Source organism: Bradyrhizobium sp. SZCCHNR1093, from assembly GCF_032381175.1.
GTDB lineage: Bacteria > Pseudomonadota > Alphaproteobacteria > Rhizobiales > Xanthobacteraceae > Bradyrhizobium.
This window is the reverse complement of record NZ_JAUHJJ010000001.1, coordinates 62114-86533: the sequence shown is the minus strand read 5'-3', so window position 1 is coordinate 86533 and position 24420 is coordinate 62114. Positions and strand designations below refer to the sequence as shown.

Below are 24420 nucleotides of genomic sequence, written 5' to 3'. Positions count from 1 at the left end.
GCCATTCCACCGCGCTATCGCGCGTCGCCCTGGAATGGCAGCGAGGCGCCGACAAAGAAAACGGCGGCCGGGGGGCCGCCGTTGGAGTCGAGACCACGCGAAGCGCGGCGTGGTGCTCAGGAGGTTCGGAGCTGGACGCGCTGGATCTTGCCGACGATCAGCAAGTAGGCACACGCCGCGACCAGGGCGTTGAGGCCGACGAACACCAGCGCGCCGTTGAACGAGCCGGTGGCCGACAGGATGTAGCCGATCACGATCGGGGTGGTGATGCTGGAGAGGTTGCCGAAGGTGTTGAACAGGCCGCCGGAGACGCCGCCGGCTTCCTTCGGCGAGGTGTCGGAGACGACCGCCCAGCCGAGCGCGCCGATGCCCTTGCCGAAGAAGGCCAGCGCCATCAGGCCGACCACCAGCGCCTGGCCGTCGACATAGTTGCAGCCGATGATCGCCATCGACAGCAGCATGCCGCCGACGATCGGGATCTTGCGGGCGAGCGTCAGCGATCCCGTCTTGCGCAGGATGGCGTCGGAGATGAAACCGCCGAGCACGCCGCCGATGAAGCCGCACAGCGCCGGCAGGGTGGCGATGAAGCCGGCCTGCAGGATCGACAGGCCGCGCTCCTTGACCAGATAGACCGGGAACCAGGTCAGGAAGAAATAGGTCAGCGTGTTGATGCAGTACTGGCCGATATAGACGCCGAGCATCATGCGGTTCGACAGCAACTGTCCGATGTGCGACCAGGTCGGACCACCGGAGGCGGCCTTGGCGTCTTTCGCGCCCTCCATGTCGACCAGCGCGCCGCCGTCCTTGATGTAGTCGAGCTCGGCCTGGTTGACGCTCGCGTGCTCCTTCGGTCCGTACATGGTCCTGATCCAGATCAGGCCCATGAGGATGCCGAGCGCGCCCATCACGGTGAAGACGTGGCGCCAGCCGAACGCGTGCGCGATCCAGCCCATCAGCGGCGCGAAGATCACGGTCGCGAAGTACTGCCCCGAATTGAAGAAGGCCGACGCCGTGCCGCGTTCGCTGCTCGGAAACCAGGCGGCGACGATGCGGGCATTGGCCGGGAAGCTCGGTGCCTCGGCGAGACCGACCATGAAGCGCAGCGTGAACAGCGCGGTGACGGCGGCGGCGCCGGAGAAGAAGCCGATCCAGCCCTGCATCATGGTGAAGATCGACCAGATCACGATGCTGCAGGCATAGACCCAGCGCGAACCGAAGCGATCGAGCAGCCAGCCGCCCGGCACCTGCGCGAGCACATAGGACCAGCCGAAGGCGGAGAACACATAGCCCATCGCCACGGGATCGAGATGCAGCTCCTTGGACAGCGAAGGTCCTGCGATCGACAAGGTCGCGCGGTCGGCATAGTTCACGGTCGTGACCAGGAACAGCATGGTCACGATAAGCAGCCGCACGCGCGATCGGCGCAGTTCGGCCGTGGTTACGATTGCGCTCATGCACGCCACCTCTCTTGTCACGTTCCTCGAGAACTGTCCTAGAGGAGAGGGAGGGCCGCGGTCCAAACCGAAGCCTGTATCGATCGATCCAAATTTTGGATCAATCCCGGGGTCTCCATGCCGGGCAAAGGCTTCTCTCCTGACCATACGCGCAGGAGCCGATCAGGATTGCCCGTCGAGTTTTTCAGATTTCGTGGCGCATTCCGACGGCCGTCGCGGCAACCGCCAGCATGGCGGAGCGGATCTCTCCTCACATCCACCGCGCCTCACGCGCCGGATCGCCTGGATCCCGGCAAATTCGCTGCCGACAAGATGCGAAGCGCAGCGGTCCGTTCCGCCGGTTGGAAGCCGCCCACGGACCAATGGACGTGCGAACCATCTGTGCTTGTATCGGCTGCTACTGCGTGCACAATCGTCGGTGCAAGCGAACAGGAGCCATTGCGCGTGAAGGCCGTCTACACCGAGCTGCATCGCAGCCATGATCCGCAATTCTATCTGGTGCGCGGCGTCGTCAAGCGCACCACCGAGCAGCCCGAGCGGGCGGATCGTCTGCTTGCGGGATTGAAGGCCGGCCATCACGAGTTGGTCGCGCCGATTCATTTCGGCCAGGAAGCTCGCGCGCGCGTGCACAGTCCGGAATACCTCAATTTCCTGGAAGAGGCGTGGGACGCGTGGGCCGCGCTCGGCGATGCCGGTGCGGAGATGATTCCGAACATCCATCCCGTTCGCAATGCCGCCACCTATCCGACGCACATCGTCGGGCGGCTGGGCTGGCACACGACCGATACCTCGGCGCCGATCGGGCCGGGGACGTGGGAAGGCGCCTGCGCCGCGACCGACGTGGCTGCGACCGCGGCGCAACTGCTGCTCGATGGCGAGGATGCGGCGTATGCGCTGTGCCGGCCGCCGGGCCACCATGCCTATCGGGACATGGCCTCGGGCTTCTGCTTCATGAACAACTCCGCCATTGCAGCCGCGCATCTGCGTCAGCGCCACGAGCGGGTCGCCATCCTCGACGTCGACGTCCACCACGGCAACGGCACGCAGGGCATCTTCTACGAGCGGCCCGACGTGCTCACCATCTCGATCCACGCCGACCCCACGCATTACTACCCGTTCGTCTGGGGCTATGCGCATGAGCGCGGCGCAGGCGCGGGCCTTGGCGCCAACCTCAACATTCCGCTGCCGCTGAAGAGCGGCGACGACACCTATCTCAAGGCGTTCGAGACCGCGGCCAAGACGATCCATGCGTTCGCGCCCGGCGCGCTCGTGGTCGCGCTCGGTCTCGATGCCTCCGAGCACGATCCGCTCAAGGGGCTCTCCGTGACGACGCCGGGTTTCCGCCGCATCGGCGGCGCGATCGCGCGGCTCGGCCTGCCCACGGTGTTCGTGCAGGAGGGGGGCTACCTCTCGGACATTCTCGGCCAGAACCTGACCGCAGTGCTCGGAGGTTTCGAAGCGGCGCGGTAAGCCTTCATCTCCTCCTCGTGATCTCTTCCTGGTGTGCGCCGAGAACGCCATCGCAAATCATTCGCATGGCTGCGCTTGACGTGCGGAGGCGAGCCGCGACGCGGCCGCTTCAGGCTCGACAGTGCGGCCGACTGTCGAAACATTCAGGTCCGATTGCTGCACCATTTAACAAGTGCTAGGCTTTGCGAACTACCTTCGGCTGTAGTCGGCTCGGAGGGACGTGATGAAGCGGCGAATGATCGGCCTGGATACCCTGGTCGCGGGATCCGAAGAGGCGTTGGCCCAGCCGATGGCCAAACTGACCGGGCCGGAGCTCGGCTCTGCAGCCTTGGCCGGCCGGCCATCCCGCCGAAGGCTGCTGGCCTCAGCCGGCCTCGGCCTCGGCGCTGCGGCCGTATCGTTCTCAGCCGGCCCGGTGATCGCGCAACCACGTGACGGCGCAAGCCTCGGCCGGCCGGTGCGGGTCAGCAAGGACCGGCTCGATGCGCTTGCAGCGAAGCTCCACGCCGTCTTCAATGAGCACAATATCTTGCCGCCATTCTCGGCCGAGAAGCACGGGGCGCGGGTCGACGTCGAACTGCGCCGGCTGACGACCTACACGCGCGTCCCCGAGACCGGTGAGCGCGTCAAGGTCAGCGGCCTGCTCGCGCTGCCCGCCGATCACAAGGGCGCACTGCCGGTCGTGTCGTGGCAGCACGGCACCATCCTGTCGTTCGATCAGGTCCCGTCCAATCTCGTCAGACTGGCCGATCCGAACTACGAACCGCGCGACAATGTCGATTCGATCGAGACGCTGTTCAACGTCCAGCGCCTGGTCGGCAACGGCTTTGCATTGATCGCGGCCGACTATCTCGGCAAGGGACCGTATCGCCGGGGGCGAGGCGAGGCCTATGCGGTGAAGGACGCGACCGTGCAGTGCTGCCTGGACGTGCTGAACGCGGGCCTGCTCGCGCTCGATCATCTCGGCCTGCGAAAGACCGGGCTGTTCCTGAACGGCTGGTCGCAGGGTGCCTTGAACACGCAATGGCTGGGCCAGGAGCTGCAGCGGCGGCGCGTCGCGGTGGCGGCGAGCGCAACGCAAAGTCCGTTCAATAATCTTGCGGATTCGATGCGCTATTGGGTGTCGGCCGAACCGGGCAGCGCGTCGACTGACAGCACCTATCCGAAGCAGCCGATTTGGATCACGCCGTGCGTCATCGTCCTCCTGGGCAGCTATCGCCAGTATTACCGGCTCGGCGACCTGTTCAAGACCGCGATCAAGCCGCAACACCTCGCGCTGGCCGAGAAATACTGGGCCGACTACAGCATGGACGAGACGTTCAGCAGGTCGGTGCCGCAGCCCTCGGACCTGCTGGTCGACGGCTTCTTCGAGCGCTTCACCCACGAGACCAACAGCCGCTTCCTCCGCCGCCTGGCCGGCAACAGCTCGACCTATTGGGATTATGACGCCCCGATGCGGTTCTACTACGGCCTTCTCGACGAGGCGCTGCCGCCGAGCCTAGTCAAGATGCCGCTGGCGGCCGACGGCCGCTTTGCGCAAGGCACAGCGGTCACCGGCGCCAGCCATCGCGGCACGTTCCTGGCAAGCCTCTATGGCGGCGGCGACGTCATGGGCGGCGCTTCGACCGTGCTGGACTTCTTCAAGACCAGCTCTTGAGCTTCGGCCATGATCAGCTCGCCAGCGCCTGCGGCGTGCGCGAGGCAAGCTCCCGCTCCGCAGTGCGGACGATCTCCATGGTGCGCACGACGCTCGCCGGATTGACGCTGATCGAATCGATGCCGAGTTCGGCCAGATAGCGCGCCACTTCGGGATAGTTGGCCGGCGCCTCGCCGCAGATGCCGACATGGCGACGGTTGCGATGCGCGCCTTCGACCGCCATCCTCAGCATCGCCAGCATGCCGGGATCGCGCTCGTCGAAATCGAACGCGACGATATCGGAATCGCGGTCGACGCCGAGCGTGAGCTGGGTGAGATCATTGGAGCCGATCGAGAAGCCGTCGAAATGTTTGGCGAACTCGTCGATCAGGATCACGTTGTTCGGGATCTCGCACATCATGTAGATCTCGAGCCCGTTCTCGCCACGCACCAAGCCGTGCCCGGCCATCGCCGCGATCACCTTGCGCGCCTCCTCGACGCGGCGGCAGAACGGGATCATGATCTTCAGATTGGCGAGCCCCATCGTGTCGCGCACGCGCTTCAACGCCGCGCATTCCAGCGCGAAGCCGGCGGCGTAGGCGGGATGCGCATAGCGCGAGGCGCCGCGGAAGCCGAGCATGGGGTTCTCTTCCTTCGGCTCGAAATCGGAGCCACCGATCAGGCTGGCATATTCGTTGGTCTTGAAGTCTGAGAGGCGCACGATCACCGGTCGTGGGTAGAACGCCGCGGCGATGGTGCCGACGCCTTCCGACAGCCGCTCGACGAAGAAGTCGGCGGGCTTCTTGTAGCGCGCAGTCAGGCGCTTGATCGTCGCGCGGTCCTTTGCCGCGGTCACCTTTGCGGGCGTCGCCAGCGCCATCGGGTGGATGCCGATCGCCTGGTTGATGATGAACTCCATGCGGGCGAGGCCGACGCCATCGTTCGGCAGCAGCGCGGTCTTGAAGGCCAGTTCGGGATTGCCGAGATTGACCATGATCTCCGTGCGCGGCTTCTCCAGGCTGTCGATCGCCAGGCGCTCGACATCGAACGGCAGTGCGCCGTCGTAGACATGGCCGGCATCGCCCTCCGCACAGCAGACGGTGACGGTCGTTCCGGTCTTCGCGTGCTTGCTGAAATCCTCCGTGCCGACCACGGCCGGCACGCCGAGCTCGCGGGCGATGATCGCGGCATGGCAGGTGCGGCCGCCATGATCGGTGACGATCGCCGCCGCGGTCTTCATCACCGGCTCCCAGTCCGGACTGGTCGATGCGGCGACCAGCACCTCGCCGGGGCGGAACGCGTTCAGATCCTTGGGAGTGCGGATCAGGCGGATCTTGCCGGTGGCGATCCTTTCGCCCACGGCGCGGCCGGTTGCCAGCGCCTTGCCGGTCTTCTTCAGAACGTAGGTCTCGATCGCCTCGGGCCGCCGCTGCGAGGCCACCGTCTCCGGCCGCGCCTGGATGATGTAGAGCGCGCCGTCGCGGCCGTCCTTGGCCCATTCGACGTCCATCGGTGTCGGCCTGCCGGCCTTCTGCGAGTAGTGCTCCTCGACGACGATGGTGGCCTGCGCGAGCTCCAGCACGTCGGCATCGCTGATGCAGAATTTCGCCCTGTCAGCCGGCGGCGTCGCCTCGGTGCGCGTCGTGGGGCCACGACTGCGCGCGCCGGGCTTTGCGCCGGCTTTGGCATAGACCATCCGTTTGTCCTTGGCGCCGAGCCGGCGCGACAGCACGCTGCGGAAGCCGGCCGCGAAGGTCGGCTTGTGGACGTAGAATTCGTCCGGATCGACCGTGCCCTGCACGATGGTCTCGCCGAGGCCGTAGACCCCGGTGATGAAGGCGACATCGCGAAAGCCGCTTTCGGTGTCGAGTGAGAACATCACGCCGCTCGCGGCGCGGTCCGAGCGCACCATCTTCATCACGGCGACCGACAACGCGACCTTGTCGTGGTCGAAGCCGTTGTCGATGCGGTAGGAGATCGCGCGGTCCGTATAGAGCGAGGCGAAGCAGCGGCGGCACGCCTCGAACAGATCCTTCGCGCCGCGAATGTTGAGAAAGCTCTCGTGCTGGCCTGCGAAGCTCGCATTCGGCAGGTCCTCGGCGGTGGCCGAGCTGCGCACGGCAACCGCGACGCCGCGGCCATACTCCTGCTCCAACTGCTTGTAGGCCTCTGCGACCTCGTGGCGCAGGTCGTCACGGTCGGTCGCCGCGAACACGATCGCGCGGGCCTTCGCCGCGCGCTTGGCGAGGTCGGCAATGCGGCGCTTGTCGAGGCCGGCGAGCAGCCTCCGTAGCTCGTCGTCGGCTCCGGCCGCGCGCAGCGCATCGCGATAGGCGGCCGCCGTCAGTGCGAAGCCGTTGGGCACGCGCACGCCGTGCGACGCCAGCGCCGAATACAGCTCGCCGAGCGACGCCGTCTTGCCGCCGACGCCCGGCACGTCCTCGATGCGGAGATCCTTGAACCAGCGGATATAGCTAGGTGCCGTCATCGGTCATCTCCCGCATCGCAACGCAAACGTCAGTTTGTCGCGGCGGGCGGCGGCTGCCTTGCGCAAGATCAAGCAGGGCGCTCCGCGAGCTCCTTAAATCGCGGGATGACAACGGTTCCACCATAGGCGAGGATGTTTGCTAAAACCCATCGATCACCTCCATCCGGATCACCAATGATCTCCGACGACCAGAACGAGGACGGCAATCGCGAATGGTCGCGATTCTGGCTCACGGCGCGGCAATTCTGGCTCGGATCGACGGCGTGGCGGGTCTGGCTGCTTTGCGTCGCCCTGGTCGTCCTCGTGGTGCTCCAGCTCTACGTGCAGTTCCGCTTCAATTACTGGAACAGGGATTTCTTCGACGCGCTGGAGGGCCGCGATCCGACGCGGCTGCGGCAGCAGGCCGCTCTGCTCATTCCGCTTTGTCTGGCGAGCGTCGTGCTGGCGATCGTCTCGGTGTGGGGCCGCATGGTGATGCAACGCAGCTGGCGGCAATGGTTGAGCGCCAAGGTGATCAATTACTGGGTCGAGAACGACCGCTATGCGCGGCTCGCGACGGTGCAGGGCGATCTGAAGATTCCGGAGTATCGCATTGCCGAGGACGTCCGCATCGCCACCGATGCGCCGATCGACTTCGTGGTCAGTGTGATCTCCTCGCTGCTGACGGCGGTCGTGTTCGTCCAGGTGCTGTGGCAGGTCGGCGGATCCATCGGCTTCGTCGTGGGCGGGCAGCAGTTGTGGATTCCAGGCTACCTGGTGGTCAGCGTCGTCATCTATTCCGGGCTGGTGACCGGGGCCATGCTGTGGGTCGGTTCGCCGCTCACGCGCGTCATCCAGACCAAGAACCAGGCCGAGTCGGAGCTGATCACCGCGGCCCATCACTTGCGCGACATCGGCGAAGGCATCGCGCCCAAGCAGGAGGAACGCAGCGTCATTGCCGGGCTGTGGATGGCGCTCGACCGCACGATCCAGCAATGGAAGCGGCTGTGCTGGCAGCTGATGCGCAACACCCTGGTGTCTCATCTGAATACGCTGCTCGCGCCGATCATCGGCCTCGTGCTGTGCGCGCCGAAGTTCCTCGGCGATCAGATGACCCTGGGCGAACTCACCCAGGCAGCCGCTGCGTTCACGCTGGTGCAGGGGTCGTTCAATTGGATGGTGGACAATTTCAACCGCCTCGCCGAGTGGATGTCGTCGCTGGAGCGCGTCGGCGGGTTGCTGCTCTCGCTCGATCGGCTCAACGGTGATGCGGAGAGCGATGTCACGCCGTCTCGAGCCGCACGTCAGCCTGCAGACGGCTGACGTCGGCGGGATCGCACAGCGCGGTGCCGGTGCGCAGCAGCGCCGCAGCACCTGCGGCGACCGCAAAGCGAAACGCGTCGTCGAGCAACTCGCCCGCGGCGAGCTTCGCGACCAGCGCGCCGAGAAAACTGTCGCCGGCGCCGACTGCATTGACCGGCACCATCGTCAGCGGCTGAGCGCGCAGCACGCGGTCGCGGGTCACCAGCAGGGCACCGAGATGACCCATGGTCAGCGCGACGGTGCCGGCCTTGCCGCTCGCGACCAGCGCGTGGGCGGCTTTCTCCCACGCCGTTGCATCGGGCAGCGCGCCGCCGGCCAGCTCTTGCATCTCGTGCAGCGACGGCTTCATCAGGTCGATGCCGCCGGCAACCGCCGCGGCCAAAGCTGGACCCGAGGTGTCGAGCACGAATTGCGCGCCGCGTGATCGTGCAAGCGTCGCAGCGCGCGCGTAGAAGTCGGTCGGGACGCCGCGCGGCAGGCTGCCGCTGCCGATGACGAAGCGGGGGAAAGGATCCTGGGCTGCGAGCAAGGCAAGGCCGGCCTGCCATTCGGCCTCGGTCAGCGTCGGACCCGGCAGGATGAAGCGATAGGGCTGGCCGCTGACGCGCTCCTGGACGAAGAAGTCCTCACGCGTGTCCTCGGCCGTCGCCCAGGTGCGGCTGGCGACGCCTTCCTTCTCGACGAGCTGCTTCAGCAGCAGGCCGGTCGGACCGCCGACCGGATAGAGCGCGGTGACGTCGCCGCCGAGGCGGGCGATGACACGGGCGACGTTGATACCGCCACCACCGGGATCTCGCTGTTGCGTCGTGCCGCGCAGCTTGGCCACCGGCACGATTTTCTCGACGGTCGTCGAGACGTCGACGGCCGGGTTCGGCGTGATCGTGACGATGTCGCTCATTCGATCTCAGTGCGTCGGGGAGCCGCCGCTCGCGGTAATGCTGGCCTCGAAGAACGATTTGAGACCGAGGAAGCTGATGTCGGGCTTGGTGACGATGTGCACCGGGATCGGCCGCAGATAGCTGTCATAGCGTCCCTTGCTCTCGAACTGCCGGCGGAAATCGGATTTGGCAAAGTAGTCCGGAAACCTCGGCGGGATGCCGCCGGCGATGTAGACGCCGCCGCGGGCGCAGAAGGTGAGCGCGAGGTTGCCGGCGACGGCGCCGAGCCAGGCGCAGAACATGTCGAGCGTGGCGCGGCTGGTGGCGCAGCTGCCGTCGAGCGCGGCGCTGGTGATGGCGGCGGCGTCGCGCTTCGGCACCGAGGCTCCGTCGACGGCCGCGATGGCATGATAGACGTTTTCGAGACCCCTGCCGGACAGCGCGCGCTCGATCGAGACATGGCCGAAGTGCTCGCGCATCTTGGCCAGCACCGCGGCCTCGCGCGCGGTGGTGGCCGGCAAGGTGGCGTGACCCGCCTCGGTGACGGCAACCGTGGGACGGCCGCCGCCCGGCAGATAGCAGGCCGCGCCGAACCCGGTGCCCGGGCCGATCACCAGCATCGGCGCGCCGGCGACGGCCGCGCTGCCGCCGAGCGGATACAGATCATCCGGCCGGAGCGCCGGCAGCGACCAGCCGACGGCCTCGAAATCGTTCAGCAGCTTCGCCGAGCGGAGATTGAATTGCGCGGCCAGCTCGGCGCCGTCGATGGCCCAGGTGCTGTTGGTCAGCATGCCGCGATTGCGCTCGATCGGCCCGGCGATATCGAGCACGGCCGCGGAGGGGGCTCCGCCTTCTGCGTGCCGCGACAGGAACGCGGTAATCGCATCGGCAATGGTGGCGAAGTCCGCGACCTTCAGGTGTTCGACCTCGCCGACCACGCCATCGTCGAGCAGCGCGAAGCGCGCATTTGTGCCGCCGATATCGCCCAGAAGAACGCGATCGCTCATGCCTCAGTCTTCCGCCCGGTTGTACGGCCCGTCGGAGGTCCGGTGGGCCGCGATCATGTCCGCATACCATCGCGCAGACGCCTTGGGAATGCGACGCTGCGTGGTGTGGTCGACATAGACAATGCCGAAACGCTGCGAATAGCCCGCCCCCCATTCAAAATTATCCAGCAGCGACCACACGAAATAGCCGCGGACGTCGGCGCCTTCTTTCATCGCCTGTTCCATGGCGGCAGTGTAGGCCTTGAGATAGGCGATCCGGTCCACGTCATGAACCTGGCCATCATTGCCGAGGACGTCGGCAGCTGCGGTGCCGTTTTCAAGCACGTAGATCGGAAGCTGGAACCGCTGGTGGATATCCAGGAGCGTGTCGTGGAACGCACCGGGCACGACCGGCCAGCCGATCGCGCTGCGCGGCACGGTGTCGGGCGCCGGCCCGAAGCTCGCCCCGATCAGGTTGGTGTCAGCCCTCACGTAATGCGGCGAGTAGTGGTTGAGCCCGAACCAGTCGACGGGCCGTGCGATCTGCGCCATGTCGCCGGGCGCGACATATGGCGCGACGGCCTCCGCCAGCTCCGGCGGGTAGCTGGCAAACGCTTGCGGGAACGGGAAAGCGTCGTTCCAATAGGCTGCGAGCCGCAGCGCCGCTGCAGCGTCCGCCGGCTTGCTGGTGCAGGGATAGCAGGGCTGGCGGTTGTGGATCGCGCCGATCGAGGCGCCGGCGACGTCTTTGCGCAGCACGTCGACGGCGCGGCCATGGCTGAGATTGACGTGATGGATCGCCTTGTGCAGCGCCGTCTTGTCGGCCAAGCCAGGGGCATGCCAGCCGAGGCCGTAGCCGAACAGCGTGAACACGCAGGGCTCGTTGAAGGTGGCGAAGCGCTTGACCCGGTCGCCATAGCGCCGCGCGACCAGCGCGGTATAGTCGGCGAACCAGCCGGCGATGTCGCGGTTCTGCCAGCCGCCGAGCGCCTCCAGCGCCTGCGGCAGGTCCCAGTGGTAGAGACAGAGCCACGGCTCTATCTCAGCGGCAAGCAGGGCGTCGATCAGGCGGTCGTAGAAGGCGAGGCCGGCTTCGTTGGCCGCGCCGCGGCCTTGCGGCAGCACCCGCGGCCAGGAGATCGAGAAGCGATAGGCGTTGAGGCCGAGCTCTTGCATCAGCACCACGTCGCCGGCGTAGCGATGATAATGGTCGCATGCGGTCTCGGCCGTGTCGTTGGTCTTGGTGCGGCCCGGCGCGCGCAGAAAGACATCCCAGATGCTGTCGGCGCGGCCGTCGAGATGGGCTGCGCCCTCGATCTGGAAGGCCGAGGTCGAGGCACCCCAGAGAAAGCTCGGACGGATGGTCATGATCGAGAGGGGCCCTTGCGTTGTTGCGATCAGCCGCATGATGGCGGTCGCCGGCGCTCCGCCGTTGACCGGGATCAAGCCGACGATACCGTGGCCGGTGTGGCCTGCGAAGATGTCCTGCGCCGGGCAATGGCAATCATGCAGGCAACAGGCTTGCATCGGAGCCGAAAGCTGTGGAACGTGCGGCCGCCGAAAACTGGAGTCCCGGCGCGAATGAGCGTTTTTCTGCTGCGGCGCTGCCTGACCTTGCTGGCGACCCTCGTCGGCGCGTCGCTGATCATATTCCTGGTGCTCGACGCGCTCCCGGGCAACGCCGCCCAGATGCTGATGGGCGCGGATGCCTCGCCCGACGCGGTCAGGGCGCTGACGGTCAAGCTCGGGCTGGATCAGCCGCTGGCCTGGCGCTACCTGCACTGGATCGGCGGCATGCTGAGCGGCAATCTCGGCAACAGCTATGCCTATGGCACGCCGGTGGCCGAACTGATCCGCGAGCGGCTGGCGATGACGATTCCGCTCGCGATCCTGGCCATGGGACTCACGACCGTGCTGGCGCTCGCGGCCGGCATCTACACGGCCGCCAATCACAACCGCCTCGGCGATGTCGGCGTGATGTCCCTGACCCAGATCGGCATCGCCTTGCCGAACTTCTGGTTCGCGATCCTCCTGATCCTCCTGTTTGCGGTGAAGCTGCAATGGCTGTCGGCCGGCGGCTTCCCCGGCTGGGAGGACGGCACTTGGCCGGGGCTGCGCGCGCTGCTGTTGCCGGCCGTGGCGCTGGCGGTGGTGCAGGCCGCGATCCTGGCGCGGGTGACGCGCTCTGCGGTGCTCGACGTTCTGCGCGAGGATTTCGTCCGGACCGCGCGCGCCAAGGGCCTGACGAAGCGTGAGGTGCTGTGGCAGCACGTCTTGCGCAACGCGATGATCCCGGTGCTCACCGTGATGGGCCTGCAATTCGCAAACCTGCTGGCCGGCACCATCGTGATCGAGAACGTGTTCTATCTGCCGGGCCTGGGGCGTCTCATCTTCCAGTCGATCGCCAATCGCGATCTCATCGTCGTGCGCAATTGCGTCATGCTGCTGGCGGCGATGGTGATCGTCGTCAACTTCGTGGTCGACGTGCTGTATGCGGTGATCGATCCGCGCATCAAGGTGCACGAGCTGTGAGTTCGTCCGTGATCGTTCAAGCCGCAGCCGGCACGGCCCCCGCGCCGAGCGCGTTCTGGCGCCGCGCGCTGCGCCATCGCAGCTTCATCGTCGGCGCGCTGCTGTGTCTGCTGGTGCTCGGCGCTGCGCTGCTGTCGCTGGTGTGGACGCCGTGGTCGGCCTATGAGATCGACGTCGCCTCGAAGCTGCGGCCGCCGTCATCAGCGCATTGGCTCGGCACCGACGTGCTCGGCCGCGATATCGTCTCGCTGCTCTTGGTCGGCGCGCGAGCGACCATTCTGGTCGGCATCATCGCCGTCGGCATCGGTCTCACCTGCGGCGTCTGCCTCGGCCTAATCGCAGCCGCGCAGCGCGGCTGGACCGAGGAGCTGATCATGCGCTTCAGCGATTTCACCTTCGCCTTTCCGGCGGTGTTGTCGGCGATCATGCTGGCGGCTGTGATCGGCCCGGGCATGGTGACCTCGATCACCGCGATCGGCATCTTCCAGATCCCGGTGTTCGTGCGCGTCACCCGCGGCCAGGCCGGTGCTGTCTGGGCGCGCGAGTTCATCCTGGCGGCACGCGCTGCCGGCAAGGGCCGCTTCCGCATCACCATCGAGCACGTGCTGCCGAACATCCTGTCGATCCTGATCGTGCAGGCGACGATCCAGTTTGCGCTGGCGATCCTGGCGGAGGCGGCGCTGTCTTATCTCGGCTTGGGCACCCAGCCGCCGCAGCCGTCCTGGGGGCGCATGCTGAACGATGCGCAGACCTTGCTGTTCCAGTCGCCGAGCCTCGCCGTGTACCCCGGCGCCGCCATCGCGCTCGCGGTGCTCGGCCTCAACCTGCTCGGCGACGGCCTGCGTGATCTGCTCGACCCTCGGCTGGCGAGGCAGCGATGATGGCGAGCGATCAACCTCTGCTCGATGTCAGCGGTCTCGGCATCCGGCTCAACACCAGCCGCGGCCCGGCGCAAGCGGTGCGCGAGGTGTCGTTCGCGCTCCGGCGCGGCGAGACCTTGGGCATCGTCGGCGAGTCCGGCTGCGGCAAGTCGATCACGGCGCTCGCTCTGCTCGGGCTTCTGCCTGACAGCGCTGTCGTCAGCGGCAGCATCAAGCTCGATGGCCGCGAGCTGGTCGGATTGCCCGATGCCGATTACTGCAAGCTGCGCGGCAACCGCATCAGCATGATCTTTCAGGAGCCGATGACCGCGCTCAACCCGATGCATACGATCGGCCACCAGGTGGCGGAGCCGCTGCAGCGACATACCGGCTGCTCCGCGACTGAAGCGAAACGTCAGGCGATCGCGCTGCTCGACCGCGTCGGTCTGCCGGACCCCACCCGACGCTACGACGCCTATCCGCACCAGTTCTCCGGCGGCCAGCGCCAGCGCGTCACCATCGCGATGGCGCTGGCCTGCAAGCCCGACGTGCTCATCGCCGACGAGCCGACCACCGCGCTCGACGTCACCATCCAGCGCCAGATCCTCGACCTCATCGCCGATCTCGTGGCCGAGCAGGGCATGGCGATGATCCTGATCTCGCATGACCTTGGCGTCATCGCCGAGAATGTGCAGCGTATGATCGTGATGTATGGCGGCACGGTGGTCGAGAGCGGCAGCACCGATGCGGTGTTCTCGCGCATGGGCCATCCCTACACGCAGGGCCTGTTCCGCGCGCGGCCGCGGCTCGGGGCCCGCAAGGGTACGCGGCTTGCGACCATCGCCGGTACCGTGCCGGAGCTCGCCGATCTGCCGGCCGGCTGTCCGTTCGCCGATCGCTGTGCGCTGGTCGTCGACGCCTGCCGCGCGGCGCTGCCGCCGGCGATCGAGATCGGCATCGGTCATGGCGTCCGTTGCATCCGGACCGATGTCGCGCTTGCGCGTGATCCGGTGGGAGTTGTCGCTTGAGCACGGCATCGCAAGGAGCTGGCGAGACGCCGCTGCTCGAGGTCAGGGATCTTGTGCAGCGCTATACGCTGCCGCGCGAGAGCCTGCTGCGGCCGCCGGGCCAGGTGCTCGCGCTCAACGGCGTGTCGCTGACGTTGATGCCGGGTAAGAGCCTCGGCATCGTCGGCGAGTCCGGCTCCGGCAAGTCGACCTTGGCGCGGCTGATCATGGCATTGGAGCGGCCGTCATCGGGATCGGTGCTGATGTCCGGGCGCGATCTCAACCGCCTCTCGGTGGATGAGCTGCGGCGGGCCCGTCGCGATTTCCAGATGGTGTTTCAGGACCCATATGGATCGCTCGATCCGCGCCAGATCATCGCGCGCATCGTCGCCGAGCCGCTGACCGCCTTGGAAAGCCCGGATCGCAACAGCCTGCGCACGCGCGTGGCAACGGTGCTGCGGCAGGTCGGATTGCGCGACGCCGACATGGACAAGTATCCGCACGAGTTCTCCGGCGGCCAGCGTCAGCGCATCGCGATCGCGCGGGCGCTGATCACGCAGCCGAAGCTGATCGTCGCCGACGAGCCTGTCAGCGCGCTCGACGTCTCGGTGCAGGCGCAGGTGCTCAATTTGATGCAGGACCTGCAGGAGCAATTCGGCCTCAGCTATGTGCTGATCAGTCATGATCTGGCAGTCGTCGACTATCTCTGCGACGAGGTCGCGGTGATGTATCTCGGGCGCATCGTCGAGCGCGGACGGCCCGAGGATCTGTTCGGCCAGTGCGCGCACCCGTACACCCGGGCGCTGCTCGACGCCGTGCCGCGGGCGCAGGCCGGCGCGATCCGGCGCCGGCGCGAGAGCGTCGCGATCGCGTCGCAATCCCTCGGCGCGGCCGGATGCGCCTACGCGCCGCGCTGTCCACTCGCTGATGTCCAGTGCCGGGCGACGGCACCCTCCCTGCGGGCGCTCACGGGGCTGCATTCCGCTGCCTGCCACAAGGCGGAAAGCGTGATGGCGCTGCCGGCGCTCGTCGCCGCAGAACACCAGCCTCTTGTCTCGAAGCCGCTTTGACGCGTAACTTGGTTCCGTCCGGGAGAAACGAACAATGTTGAAAAGACTATCCATCGTCGCATTGGCCGCGCTCGTCGCGGCCACCGCTGTGCCGGCCTCGGCACAAAGCAAGAAGGACAGCGTCGTCGTCGGCATGACCTTGGAGCCGCCGGGGCTCGATCCGACCAGCGCGGCCGCCGCGGCCATCGCCGAGGTCACGCTCTACAACGTCTATGAGACGCTGACCAAGATCAACGAGGACGGCTCGGTGTCGCCGCTGCTGGCCTCGAGCTGGCAGGCCTCGTCGGATCTGAAGAGCTACACTTTCAAGCTCGTCAAGGGCGTGAAATTCCAGAACGGCGAGGCGTTCGATTCCGCCGCCGTGAAGTTCTCGTTCGAGCGCGCCGGCGCCGCGAACAGCACCAACAAGGACAAGGCGCTGTTCCAGGCGATGGAGGCGGTCAACGCGCCCGATGCCGAGACGATCGAGGTCAAGCTCAAATATTCCGAGCCCAACCTGCCGTTCCTGCTCGGACAGGCCACAGCCGCGATCGTCGAGCCGAAGAGCGCGCCGACCAACGCGACGCAGCCGGTCGGTACTGGGCCGTACACGCTGGGTAGCTGGGCCAAGGGCTCGTCCCTGAGCTTGAACAAATGGCCGGACTATCGCAACGCCGCAGCCGTGAAGCTGTCCAAGGTGACGATCCGCTTCATCTCCGATCCGGCGGCGCAGGTAGCGGCGCTGCTGTCGGGCGACGTTGATGCCTTTCCGCGCGGAACGTCGGCGCGCACGCTGCCGCAGTTCAAGTCCGACCCGCGCTTCACCGTGCTGATCGGCGGCTCAAAGGCGAAGACCATCGTCACCATCAACAACAAGAAGAAGCCGCTCGACGACGTCCGCGTCCGCCGCGCGATCCTTGCCGCGATCGATCGCAAGGCGATGATCGAAGGCGCCGTCGACGGCCTGGGTACGCCGATCGGAAGCTTCTACGTGCCGGGCTCGCTCGGCTATGTCGACACCACCGACATCAATCCCTACGACCCGGAGAAGGCCAAGAAGCTGCTGGCGGAAGCCGGCATCGCCACGCCGCTGCAACTGTCGCTGCGGCTGCCGCCGCCGGCCTATGCGCGCCAGGGCGGCGAGGTGCTCGCGGCTCAATTGGCCAAGGTCGGCATCGTCGCCAAGATCGAGAATCTCGAATGGGCGGCGTGGCTGTCACAGGTGTTCAACGGACCGCATGATTTCGACCTGACCATCGTCTCGCATGTCGAGCCGTTCGATCTCGTGAAGTTCACCGATAAGAACTACTACTTCGGCTATCAGTCCGAGGCCTTCGACAAGCTGTATCAGAAGATCGTCGACACGCCGAACGAGGCGGAGCGCACCAAGCTGCTCGGCGACGCCCAGCGCATGCTGGCAACGGATGCGGCCGCCGGCTTCCTGTTCCAGCCGCAGTGGATCACGGTGATCAACAAGAAGCTGAAGGGCGTCTGGAAGGACGTGCCTCAGTTCGAGAACGATTTCGCGAGCTGGTCGTGGGAATGATCGTGAGCCCGTTTTGCTTGGCTGCGAAATAATTCCTGCGCAATGCGGTGCCCTCTCCCCTTGTGGAAGAGGGCATCGCCGGTCCATCCATATGTGCGGTCGCGTGACGGGTATCTCTCCACGAACGACACCATTAATTCTACAGATCAGTTCGGCCATTCGATGGGCGTAAAGCGCATCTGCCGTCGTCGCATTTCAGCCTGAAGCTCCTGGGCGTATTGCTTGGCCCGGTCTCCGATGAGCCGATAGGGTCCCCCGATCCGACTATCAGCGGCAACTTGCTTTCGGATACTCTCATAATAGGCCAACAGACTTTCGTCGGTTGAATTCTCAAATCGCATCGATTCTCCCCGAAACGCAACCTTAGGTGTCAAATTTTGCCACTATCGCCGCGGCATGGCAGTGACATAGGTTAAGTTCCGTTGCCCAAAAAAAGTTCCTTGTGTGTTCCGGATTATGGCCGAGCGAATTTCGCTCCGGAGCCCGGGGGGGGAACTTAGGACCGCTGGCTGCGTAGAATTTCGGGTGTCGGCGTCGACCGAGCGCTCAGGAACCTGCGGTTCGGCAGCGGTCGCGCGCATGGGACGAACAACGGGTTCGCGGCAGACGCGGCCGAGCTGTCAAGAAGGGCGAGGGGCTGCGATGCGCACCGAAGTTCTCGTCGTCGGCGGCGGGCCGACCGGCCTGATGGCCGCGATCTATCTGGCGCGGTTCCGACGGGACGTCGTGATCATCGACAGCGGCGCATCTCGGGCAGCCCTGATTCCCCGCAGTCATAGTCTACCTGGCTTTCCTGACGGCATTTCGGGACATGAGCTGCTCGCGCGGATGGAGCATCAGGTGGAGGACCTCCGCGTTCCGATCATCCGCGGCACGGTGACATCGCTCGACAGGACCGGCGCCGACGTCGTCGCGACATATGCTGACGGCGCAATCGCCGCGCAGCGGGTGATTCTGGCGACGGGGATCGTCGACAGGCAGTTTCCTCTTCCCGACTGGATCGAGGCGGTTCGCCAGGGTGAGCTGCGCTACTGCCCTGTCTGCGATGGCTACGAGGCAGCCGGCCGCAAGATCGCGATCGTCGGTGCACTCGGTCATGCTGCAGGCAAGGCGCTGTTCATGCGTGTCTACAGCGCCGACATCACGTTGATCCCGAGCGATGACGCGCAGAACGACGCAGCGCGGCAGCAGCTGGCCGCGGCCGGGGTTCGCGTGATGCCGCCTCTCCAGTCGCTTCAGCGCCGGAGCGGTGCCATCGAGGCGGCGTTCGCGGATGGCGCCAGCGAACGCTTCGAGGTTATCTATCCCGCGCTGGGGGCTGAGGTCCGCTCGGAGCTCGCCATCCGGATGGGCGCGCGACACACGGCCGAGGATTTTCTGGAGGTGGACGCCAAGCAGCGCTGCGGCGTCGACGGGCTTTATGGTATCGGCGACGTCGTCACCGACCTACACCAGATCTCGGTCGCGTTCGGCCATGCCGCGGTGGCCGCCTGCCACGCACATCATTCGCTGCCGATGCGCTATGTGTAACCTGCCGGCAGGACAATCATGCGAAGTCGATCACAACCTCAGATCGCGCTATCCTGTGTTAACGCATTTGGGGTTGATCTGTCGGACCTTGGCGCATGGACAGGAAATCGGCATGTTTGGCGGCGGCGTCGAGCTGCCATGAGGAAGCCGCACGCGATCCGGCACGCCGCGACCTTTGGCTGCAGGAAGCATCGAAATGGACGGCGCTGGCGGGCGAGCCGGCTGGCAACGCGGTGATCATCTGCGAACAGGCCGCCTCTGCGACCAAGGAAGCCCGCGGCTGAGTGCAGCTATTGCAGCGTCGGGTCGAGCCGGTCACGCAGCCAGTCGCCGATCACGGACACCGCAAGCGTGGTCACGACGATGATGATCGCCGGCGCCAGCATGATCCACGGCGCGCGCGTGAGATATTCGCGGCCATAGCCGACCATGTTGCCGAGGCTCGTCATCGGCGGCTGCACGCCGAGCCCGAGGAACGAGAGGCCGGACTCCAGCAGGATGACTTCCGGAAACACCAGCGTCATCGACACGATCAGGGTCGAGGCGATGTTCGGCAGGATGTGCTTGAGATACACGCGCTGCGGCGTCGCGCCGAGCTGGCGCACGGCGGCGGCATAGCCTTGCGCATTGGCCGAGATGGCGAGCCCGCGCGCGATGCGCGCATAGCGCTCCCAGCCGAACAGGCCCATCAGCCCGATCAGGAGCGGCAGCGAGTTGCCGAAGAAGGCGAGCACGGCAAGCGCGAGGATGAGGAACGGCATGCTGGCCTGGAAGTCCGCCAGCATCAGCACGAACTGCTCGACCAGTCCGCGAAAATGCGCGGCGAGAAAGCCGAGCGTGGTGCCGGCGATGGCGGAGATCGCGGTGGCGCCGAATGCGATCAGGAGCGAGATCCGGATCGAGACGATCAGACGCGACAGCACGTCACGGCCGAGCTCGTCGGTGCCGAGCCAATGCGCGGCGTTGCCGGGCAGCGCCAGGCGATTGCGCAGGTCGAACTTGGTGAAGCCATAAGGTGCGAACTGGTCGGCGAAGACGGCCAGCAGCAGCATTGCCGCGATCCAGCACGCGGCGATCGTGACGGAGACGGGAACGTCGGGCCAGCTCAGCCGCCGCGCGGCAGGTGCCTTCATCGCGACGTCGGTCATGCCTCCGCTCCCTTGCTGCGCAGCCGCGGATCGAGCAGGCCGTAGAGGAAATCGACGATCAGGTTCGACGTGACCATCGTCATCGCCACCAGCAGCAGGATGCATTGCACGACCGCGAGGTCACGATTGGCGACGGCGACGACGAGCAGCCGGCCGACGCCCGGCCACGAGAACACGCTTTCCACCACGACCGCGCCGGCGATCAGGCTGCCGACCATGAAGCCGAGGATGGTGACGGTCGGGATCGCGGCGTTCGGCAGCGCATGGTCGGTGATGACCCGGCGCCAGGGCACGCCCTTGGCTGATGCGGTCCGTATATAGGGCTGGCCGAGGATCTCGAGCATCGCGCTACGCGTGAACCGCGCCAGCACCGCAGCGCCGCCGAAGCCCAGCGTCACGATCGGCAGGATGGCATGACGCCAGGAGTCCTGCCCGCCCGACGGCAGCCAGCCGAGCTGGACGGCGAAGATCAGCACCAGAATCAGCGCCAGCACGAAGCTCGGCACCGTGAAGCCGGCCACCGCCGTGATCATCACGGCGCGGTCGATGGCTGAGCCGCGGTGAAGCGCTGCATAGATGCCGGCGGGAATGCCGAGCAACACCTTCACCAGGAACGCCGGGATGGTCAGCGCCAGGGTCGCCGGGACGCGCTCGATGACGAGCTGGATCGCCGGCCGGCCGTCGCGCATCGAGCGTCCGAGCTCGCCCTGGCCGATTGCCTTGAAGTAGTCGAGATATTGCATCCAGATCGGATGATCGAGGCCCCACGCCTTGCGAAACGCGGCGATGACCTCGGGCGGCGCTTCCGGCCCCATGATCATCAGCGCGGGATCGCCCGACAGCCTGAGCACGATGAAGGCGAAGGTGACGACGAGTGCGATCGTCAGCAGCGCGCGCGACACGCGGATCGCGAAATAGCGCAGCATCACGCGGCATCCTGGGTCTGTGACTGTGGCCCCGTCACGAGATGGCAAGCCACCTGGCGCTGTTGATCCAGCGCGGTGAGCGCGGGCACCTCATTGGCGCAGCGGGCGGTCGCGCGGCTGCAGCGCGGATGGAAGGCGCAGCCGGAGGGGCGCGCGGCCGGATTCGGCGGATCGCCGGTCAGGACGATGCGGTTGGTGCTGCGGCGTCCCGGAGCAGGGGAGGCCGAGACCAGCGCCTGCGTATAGGGATGCTGGGGCCGCGCGAACAGATCGTCGGCATCGCCATATTCGACGATGCGGCCGAGATACATCACCGCGACCTTGGTGCTGATCTGCCTGACGACGCGCAGGTCGTGGCTGATGAACAGCATGGTCAGCCCGAGCCGCGCCTGCAGATCGACGAGCAGGTTGACCACCTGCGCCTGGATCGAGACGTCGAGCGCGCTGACCGGCTCGTCGCAGACGAGAAAGTCCGACCTGGTCGCCAGTGCGCGAGCGAGCACGATGCGCTGACGCTGGCCGCCGGACAGTGCGCCGGGATAGCGCCGGCCATGGCTGTCGTTGAGATCGACGGCGTGCAGCAGCTCGCGCACGCGCGCCTCGCGCTCTGGCTTGGTCCCGATGTCATGGATGTCGAGCGGCTCGCGGATCTGCTCGGCGACGGCAAGCCTGCGATCGAGCGCGCCGAGCGGATCCTGGAAGATCATCTGCATGCGCGCGCGCTGCGCGCGCCAGGCCGCCGAGCCTAGTGCTGCGATCGGCGCGCCGCCGAAGCGCACGCTGCCCTGGTCGGGCGGCTCGAGTCCGAGCACCATGCGCCCGGTGGTGGATTTGCCGGAGCCGGATTCGCCGACGATGCCGAGCGTCTCGCCCTTCGCAATCGCAAAGCTCAAGCAGTCAACGGCGTGGACCGATGCAGGACGCCCGAACAGGCCGGACCTCATCCGGTAGGTGCGCGAGATCCCGTGGACCTCGACCAGCGGCGCGGTCATTCGGCGGCGAGCTCCACCGGCAGACGCTGCGGCCGCAGACAGGCCACCGCGCGGTCCGGCTCGATCGGCGCCAGCGGCGGCACGCCGGCATGGCAGCCGTCGCCGGCAAACGTGCAGCGCGGCGCGAAGGCGCAACCGCTCGGCAGCGCGCCCGGATCAGGGACCGTGCCGGGAATGGCCTGCAGCCGCCGCCTGATGCCATCGAGCGGCGGCAGCGCGCCGATCAGGCCCTGCGCGTAGGGGTGCCAGGGATCATCGAACAGCCTCGTCGCCGGGGCGCGCTCGACGATGCGGCCCGCATACATCACGCAGACGCGGTCGCAATTCTCGGCGACGACGCCGAGGTCGTGGCTGATCAGGACCATCGCCATGTTGAACTCGCGCCGGATGGCCGACAACAGATCGAGGATCTGCGCCTGGATCGTGGCGTCGAGCGCGGTGGTCGGCTCGTCGGCGATCAGGAGGTCGGGCTGGCCGGCGAGCGCCATCGCGATCATGATGCGCTGGACCTGGCCGCCGGAGAACTCGTGCGGATAAGCCGACAGCCGCCGCGCCGCATCGGGAATGCCGACGAGATTGAGCAGCCTGAGCGCCTCGGCCCGCGCGGCCTCGCCGCGCAGCCCGCGATGCAGCGCGAGGCTTTCGCACAACTGGCGGCGGATCGTGAGCACCGGATTGAGCGCGCTCGCCGGATCCTGGAAGATCATCGCGATGCGCCGGCCACGCACCTGGTCGAGCACCCCGCCATCAGCACCCAGCAGCTCGCGGCCTTCGAGCTTGGCTGATCCGGACACTTTCGCCTTGACCGGCAACAGGCCGAGCGCCGCGAGCCACGTCACCGACTTGCCGGATCCGGACTCGCCGACGAGGCCGACGGCCTCGCCCTTGCGGATGTCGAGATCGATGCCATGCAGCACGGGCGTGCCGTCGAACGCGACCCTGAGGCCGGAGATGCTGATCAGCGGCGCCACGGCATCACGCTCCGTAGTTGCCGATGCGGAAGTCCATCGCGAAGGCCGGCGAGGCCTTCCACTTGATCGACTTCGGCTTGGCGGTGAAGGTCGCGTTCTGGTGCAGCACCGTGTAGGCCGGGTCCTCGCGCTCGGCGATCTCCAGCATGCGGCGGAACGCCTTCTTGCGAGCGTCGCGATCTGTCGAGGTCTCCAAGAACTCCGACAGCCGGTTCAGCTCGTCGTTGCTCCATTCGCCGACCTGCTGCTGCTGGCCGTTGGGGCCATGCTGGGCGACCAGCGACGAAACCGGATCGTTGAACGCGGCCGAGTTGGACCAGTCGCGCACGGCGCGGGTCGGGCCGCGCTCCAGGATCTGCGACCAGTTCTCCTTGGTCTCGATCTGCACATTGAGGCCGACCGCCTGCCACATCTCGACCAGCACCTGCGCGGTCGCGACCTGGTTGGTGTAGTAGTTGTTCAGCAGGCGATAGGGGATCGGGTCGCCCTTGTAGCCGGCCTGCTTCAGCAGGTCCTGCGCCAGCTTGGGATCGAATGCTGGCACGCTCCAATCGGCGACGAACATGTCGCCGTAGAACTCCCACTGCAAACCCTTCGGCACGCGGGTGCGGCCGGCCCACAGGCTGTCGACGATCGCCTGGCGGTCGATCGCATGGGTGAAGGCGCGCCGCACCAGCGGATTGGCGAGCTGCGGATGATTCTTGTCGAACACGGTGAGGCGGTGGTTAAGGATGGTGCCGCCCTGGACCTCGAACGCCGCGTTCTTCTCGATGCCGGCGATCTGGTCCGGCGGGATGTCGCAGGCGAACTGATATTCGCCGGAGAGAAGCCCATTGATGCGGCTCGCGACCTCCGGCACTTCGAGGAAGCGGATGCGCTTCAGCGGCGGGCGGCCGCCCCAATATTCATCGTGCGCTTCAAGGGTCAGCGACACGTCGGGCTTGAACTCGACGATCTTGTAGGGACCCGTCGTGATCGGCTTGCGCGCCCAGTCGAGGTAGCTCGCGGCTTCCTCCCAGCCGCGCCGGCTCATGATGTCCGAGCCGTAGCGCATCAGGCGGCCTTCGATGGTCACGTCAGGCGTCGCGTTGACGAAGCGCACGGTGTATTTGTCGATCGCATCGACGCGGACGAGATCCGGCCAGATGCGGCGGGCCACGCCGATGACGTCCGGCGGCAGCTCCTTGCCGGGGCGCGGCGCCGGGATCTTCTCGAATGCCTTGATGGTGCTGCGGCTCTTGGCCTCGCTGTCGCCGAACATGCGCTCGCGGCTGAACGAGAACACGACGTCCTCGGCCGTCATCTCGTCGCCATTGTGGAACTTGACGCCCTGGCGCAGCTTCAATTCGACGGTCTGGTCGTCGATGCGCTTCCACTCGGTGGCGAGGCCGGGAACGGCTTCGAGATTGCCGCGGAAGTTCTTGGAGATCAGGCCTTCCCACAGCGACGAGTAGAACACGCGCTCGCCGACATTGGACTGCTCGCGCAGCACGTCGAGCACGTTCGAGTTGGTCACCTTCTGCACGGCGATGGTGACCGAGGGACGGGTGTCGGCTTGCGCGATCGAGACGCGCGGCAGGATGAAGCTGCCGCCGATCGCGGCGCCGGCGCCGAGCAGGCCGCGGCGGGTGAGCTTGGTCATGGC

Annotated in this window: 21 protein-coding genes; 10 read left to right on the top strand and 11 right to left on the bottom strand. The window is 66.5% G+C overall.

The features are described 5' to 3' along the window. Window positions 1-116 precede the first annotated feature (116 nt). A complete protein-coding gene (locus QX070_RS00395) occupies window positions 117-1454 on the bottom strand; it encodes an MFS transporter (protein WP_315733819.1) in 1338 nt (445 codons plus the stop codon). A gap of 444 nt (window positions 1455-1898) precedes the next feature. Here QX070_RS00395 and QX070_RS00390 point away from each other — a divergent pair, with 444 nt between their 5' ends. Then, window positions 1899-2924, top strand: coding sequence for a histone deacetylase family protein (locus tag QX070_RS00390; RefSeq protein WP_315733817.1), 1026 nt, complete (start codon window positions 1899-1901; stop codon window positions 2922-2924). A 223-nt stretch (window positions 2925-3147) separates the two neighbouring features. After that, entirely contained in the window at window positions 3148-4581 is a 1434-nt protein-coding gene (locus QX070_RS00385) for a lysophospholipase (RefSeq protein WP_315733815.1), read from the top strand. Between the two features lie 13 nt (window positions 4582-4594). On the opposite strand, the gene ppsA is transcribed toward QX070_RS00385, so the two are convergent. After that, on the bottom strand, window positions 4595-7048 hold the full coding sequence (gene ppsA / locus QX070_RS00380) for a phosphoenolpyruvate synthase (RefSeq protein ID WP_315733813.1): 2454 nt from the start codon (window positions 7046-7048) through the stop codon (window positions 4595-4597). 174 nt (window positions 7049-7222) lie between these two features. Between ppsA and QX070_RS00375 the strand changes: the two genes are divergently transcribed. Continuing rightward, the gene (locus QX070_RS00375) at window positions 7223-8350 is read left to right on the top strand and encodes an SbmA/BacA-like family transporter (protein WP_315733811.1); all 1128 of its coding nucleotides are present in this window, start codon (window positions 7223-7225) and stop codon (window positions 8348-8350) included. On the opposite strand, the gene QX070_RS00370 is transcribed toward QX070_RS00375, so the two are convergent. Genes QX070_RS00370 through QX070_RS00360 form a run of 3 tightly spaced genes read right to left on the bottom strand, consistent with a single transcriptional unit; the run spans window position 8310 to window position 11582 of the window. Beyond that, on the bottom strand, window positions 8310-9248 hold the full coding sequence (locus QX070_RS00370) for a 1-phosphofructokinase family hexose kinase (protein ID WP_315733809.1): 939 nt from the start codon (window positions 9246-9248) through the stop codon (window positions 8310-8312). The two genes, QX070_RS00375 and QX070_RS00370, sit on opposite strands and share 41 nt — an antisense overlap. A gap of 6 nt (window positions 9249-9254) precedes the next feature. Then, window positions 9255-10235, bottom strand: a complete 981-nt coding sequence (gene glk, locus QX070_RS00365; RefSeq protein WP_315733807.1) for a glucokinase — start codon at window positions 10233-10235, stop codon at window positions 9255-9257. 3 nt (window positions 10236-10238) lie between these two features. Continuing rightward, complete coding sequence (locus tag QX070_RS00360) at window positions 10239-11582, bottom strand: GH1 family beta-glucosidase (protein WP_315735647.1); 1344 nt, start codon at window positions 11580-11582, stop codon at window positions 10239-10241. A gap of 213 nt (window positions 11583-11795) precedes the next feature. Here QX070_RS00360 and QX070_RS00355 point away from each other — a divergent pair, with 213 nt between their 5' ends. Genes QX070_RS00355 through QX070_RS00335 form a run of 5 tightly spaced genes read left to right on the top strand, consistent with a single transcriptional unit; the run spans window position 11796 to window position 17208 of the window. Continuing rightward, window positions 11796-12746, top strand: a complete 951-nt coding sequence (locus QX070_RS00355) for an ABC transporter permease (RefSeq protein WP_315733804.1) — start codon at window positions 11796-11798, stop codon at window positions 12744-12746. Between the two features lie 8 nt (window positions 12747-12754). After that, window positions 12755-13627, top strand: coding sequence for an ABC transporter permease (locus QX070_RS00350; RefSeq protein ID WP_409998139.1), 873 nt, complete (start codon window positions 12755-12757; stop codon window positions 13625-13627). Then, complete coding sequence (locus QX070_RS00345) at window positions 13624-14634, top strand: ABC transporter ATP-binding protein (RefSeq protein ID WP_315733800.1); 1011 nt, start codon at window positions 13624-13626, stop codon at window positions 14632-14634. Before QX070_RS00350 ends, QX070_RS00345 begins: the two co-directional genes overlap by 4 nt. Further along, window positions 14631-15683, top strand: a complete 1053-nt coding sequence (locus QX070_RS00340; RefSeq protein WP_315733798.1) for an oligopeptide/dipeptide ABC transporter ATP-binding protein — start codon at window positions 14631-14633, stop codon at window positions 15681-15683. The genes QX070_RS00345 and QX070_RS00340 overlap by 4 nt, the downstream gene beginning before the upstream one ends. Before the next feature lie 34 nt (window positions 15684-15717). After that, a complete protein-coding gene (locus QX070_RS00335; protein ID WP_315733796.1) occupies window positions 15718-17208 on the top strand; it encodes an ABC transporter substrate-binding protein in 1491 nt (496 codons plus the stop codon). A gap of 146 nt (window positions 17209-17354) precedes the next feature. Here the strand turns inward: QX070_RS00335 and QX070_RS00330 are convergent, their stop codons facing one another. Beyond that, window positions 17355-17549, bottom strand: a complete 195-nt coding sequence (locus QX070_RS00330; RefSeq protein WP_315733794.1) for a hypothetical protein — start codon at window positions 17547-17549, stop codon at window positions 17355-17357. 301 nt (window positions 17550-17850) lie between these two features. On the opposite strand from QX070_RS00330, the gene QX070_RS00325 reads away from it, so the two are divergent. Next, on the top strand, window positions 17851-18738 hold the full coding sequence (locus QX070_RS00325) for an NAD(P)/FAD-dependent oxidoreductase (protein WP_315735644.1): 888 nt from the start codon (window positions 17851-17853) through the stop codon (window positions 18736-18738). Window positions 18739-18854: 116 nt separating this feature from the next. Further along, window positions 18855-19022, top strand: a complete 168-nt coding sequence (locus QX070_RS00320; protein ID WP_315733792.1) for a hypothetical protein — start codon at window positions 18855-18857, stop codon at window positions 19020-19022. Window positions 19023-19028: 6 nt separating this feature from the next. Here the strand turns inward: QX070_RS00320 and QX070_RS00315 are convergent, their stop codons facing one another. Genes QX070_RS00315 through QX070_RS00295 form a run of 5 tightly spaced genes read right to left on the bottom strand, consistent with a single transcriptional unit; the run spans window position 19029 to window position 24417 of the window. After that, the gene (locus tag QX070_RS00315; RefSeq protein WP_409998864.1) at window positions 19029-19871 is read right to left on the bottom strand and encodes an ABC transporter permease; all 843 of its coding nucleotides are present in this window, start codon (window positions 19869-19871) and stop codon (window positions 19029-19031) included. An 11-nt stretch (window positions 19872-19882) separates the two neighbouring features. Beyond that, entirely contained in the window at window positions 19883-20812 is a 930-nt protein-coding gene (locus tag QX070_RS00310) for an ABC transporter permease (protein WP_315733788.1), read from the bottom strand. Further along, window positions 20812-21804, bottom strand: coding sequence for an ABC transporter ATP-binding protein (locus tag QX070_RS00305; RefSeq protein WP_315733786.1), 993 nt, complete (start codon window positions 21802-21804; stop codon window positions 20812-20814). The genes QX070_RS00310 and QX070_RS00305 overlap by 1 nt, the downstream gene beginning before the upstream one ends. Continuing rightward, window positions 21801-22775: an ABC transporter ATP-binding protein gene (locus QX070_RS00300; RefSeq protein ID WP_315733784.1), complete on the bottom strand. Its 975-nt coding sequence runs from the start codon at window positions 22773-22775 to the stop codon at window positions 21801-21803. The genes QX070_RS00305 and QX070_RS00300 overlap by 4 nt, the downstream gene beginning before the upstream one ends. Window positions 22776-22779: 4 nt before the next feature. Continuing rightward, on the bottom strand, window positions 22780-24417 hold the full coding sequence (locus QX070_RS00295; RefSeq protein WP_315733781.1) for an ABC transporter substrate-binding protein: 1638 nt from the start codon (window positions 24415-24417) through the stop codon (window positions 22780-22782). Window positions 24418-24420: the final 3 nt, after the last annotated feature.

Excerpts from the sequence above, each read along its gene's own strand:
- QX070_RS00360 (WP_315735647.1), bottom strand. The coding sequence starts at position 11,582 with ATGACCATCCGTCCGAGCTTTCTCTGGGGTGCCTCGACCTCGGCCTTC.
- QX070_RS00355 (WP_315733804.1), top strand. The coding sequence starts at position 11,796 with ATGAGCGTTTTTCTGCTGCGGCGCTGCCTGACCTTGCTGGCGACCCTC.
- glk (WP_315733807.1), bottom strand. The coding sequence starts at position 10,235 with ATGAGCGATCGCGTTCTTCTGGGCGATATCGGCGGCACAAATGCGCGC.
- QX070_RS00345 (WP_315733800.1), top strand. The coding sequence starts at position 13,624 with ATGATGGCGAGCGATCAACCTCTGCTCGATGTCAGCGGTCTCGGCATC.
- QX070_RS00370 (WP_315733809.1), bottom strand. The coding sequence starts at position 9,248 with ATGAGCGACATCGTCACGATCACGCCGAACCCGGCCGTCGACGTCTCG.
- QX070_RS00375 (WP_315733811.1), top strand. The coding sequence starts at position 7,223 with ATGATCTCCGACGACCAGAACGAGGACGGCAATCGCGAATGGTCGCGA.
- QX070_RS00325 (WP_315735644.1), top strand. The coding sequence starts at position 17,851 with ATGCGCACCGAAGTTCTCGTCGTCGGCGGCGGGCCGACCGGCCTGATG.
- QX070_RS00395 (WP_315733819.1), bottom strand. The coding sequence starts at position 1,454 with ATGAGCGCAATCGTAACCACGGCCGAACTGCGCCGATCGCGCGTGCGG.
- QX070_RS00385 (WP_315733815.1), top strand. The coding sequence starts at position 3,148 with ATGAAGCGGCGAATGATCGGCCTGGATACCCTGGTCGCGGGATCCGAA.
- QX070_RS00335 (WP_315733796.1), top strand. The coding sequence starts at position 15,718 with ATGTTGAAAAGACTATCCATCGTCGCATTGGCCGCGCTCGTCGCGGCC.
- QX070_RS00315 (WP_409998864.1), bottom strand. The coding sequence starts at position 19,871 with ATGAAGGCACCTGCCGCGCGGCGGCTGAGCTGGCCCGACGTTCCCGTC.
- QX070_RS00295 (WP_315733781.1), bottom strand. The coding sequence starts at position 24,417 with ATGACCAAGCTCACCCGCCGCGGCCTGCTCGGCGCCGGCGCCGCGATC.
- ppsA (WP_315733813.1), bottom strand. The coding sequence starts at position 7,048 with ATGACGGCACCTAGCTATATCCGCTGGTTCAAGGATCTCCGCATCGAG.
- QX070_RS00305 (WP_315733786.1), bottom strand. The coding sequence starts at position 21,804 with ATGACCGCGCCGCTGGTCGAGGTCCACGGGATCTCGCGCACCTACCGG.
- QX070_RS00330 (WP_315733794.1), bottom strand. The coding sequence starts at position 17,549 with ATGCGATTTGAGAATTCAACCGACGAAAGTCTGTTGGCCTATTATGAG.
- QX070_RS00310 (WP_315733788.1), bottom strand. The coding sequence starts at position 20,812 with ATGCTGCGCTATTTCGCGATCCGCGTGTCGCGCGCGCTGCTGACGATC.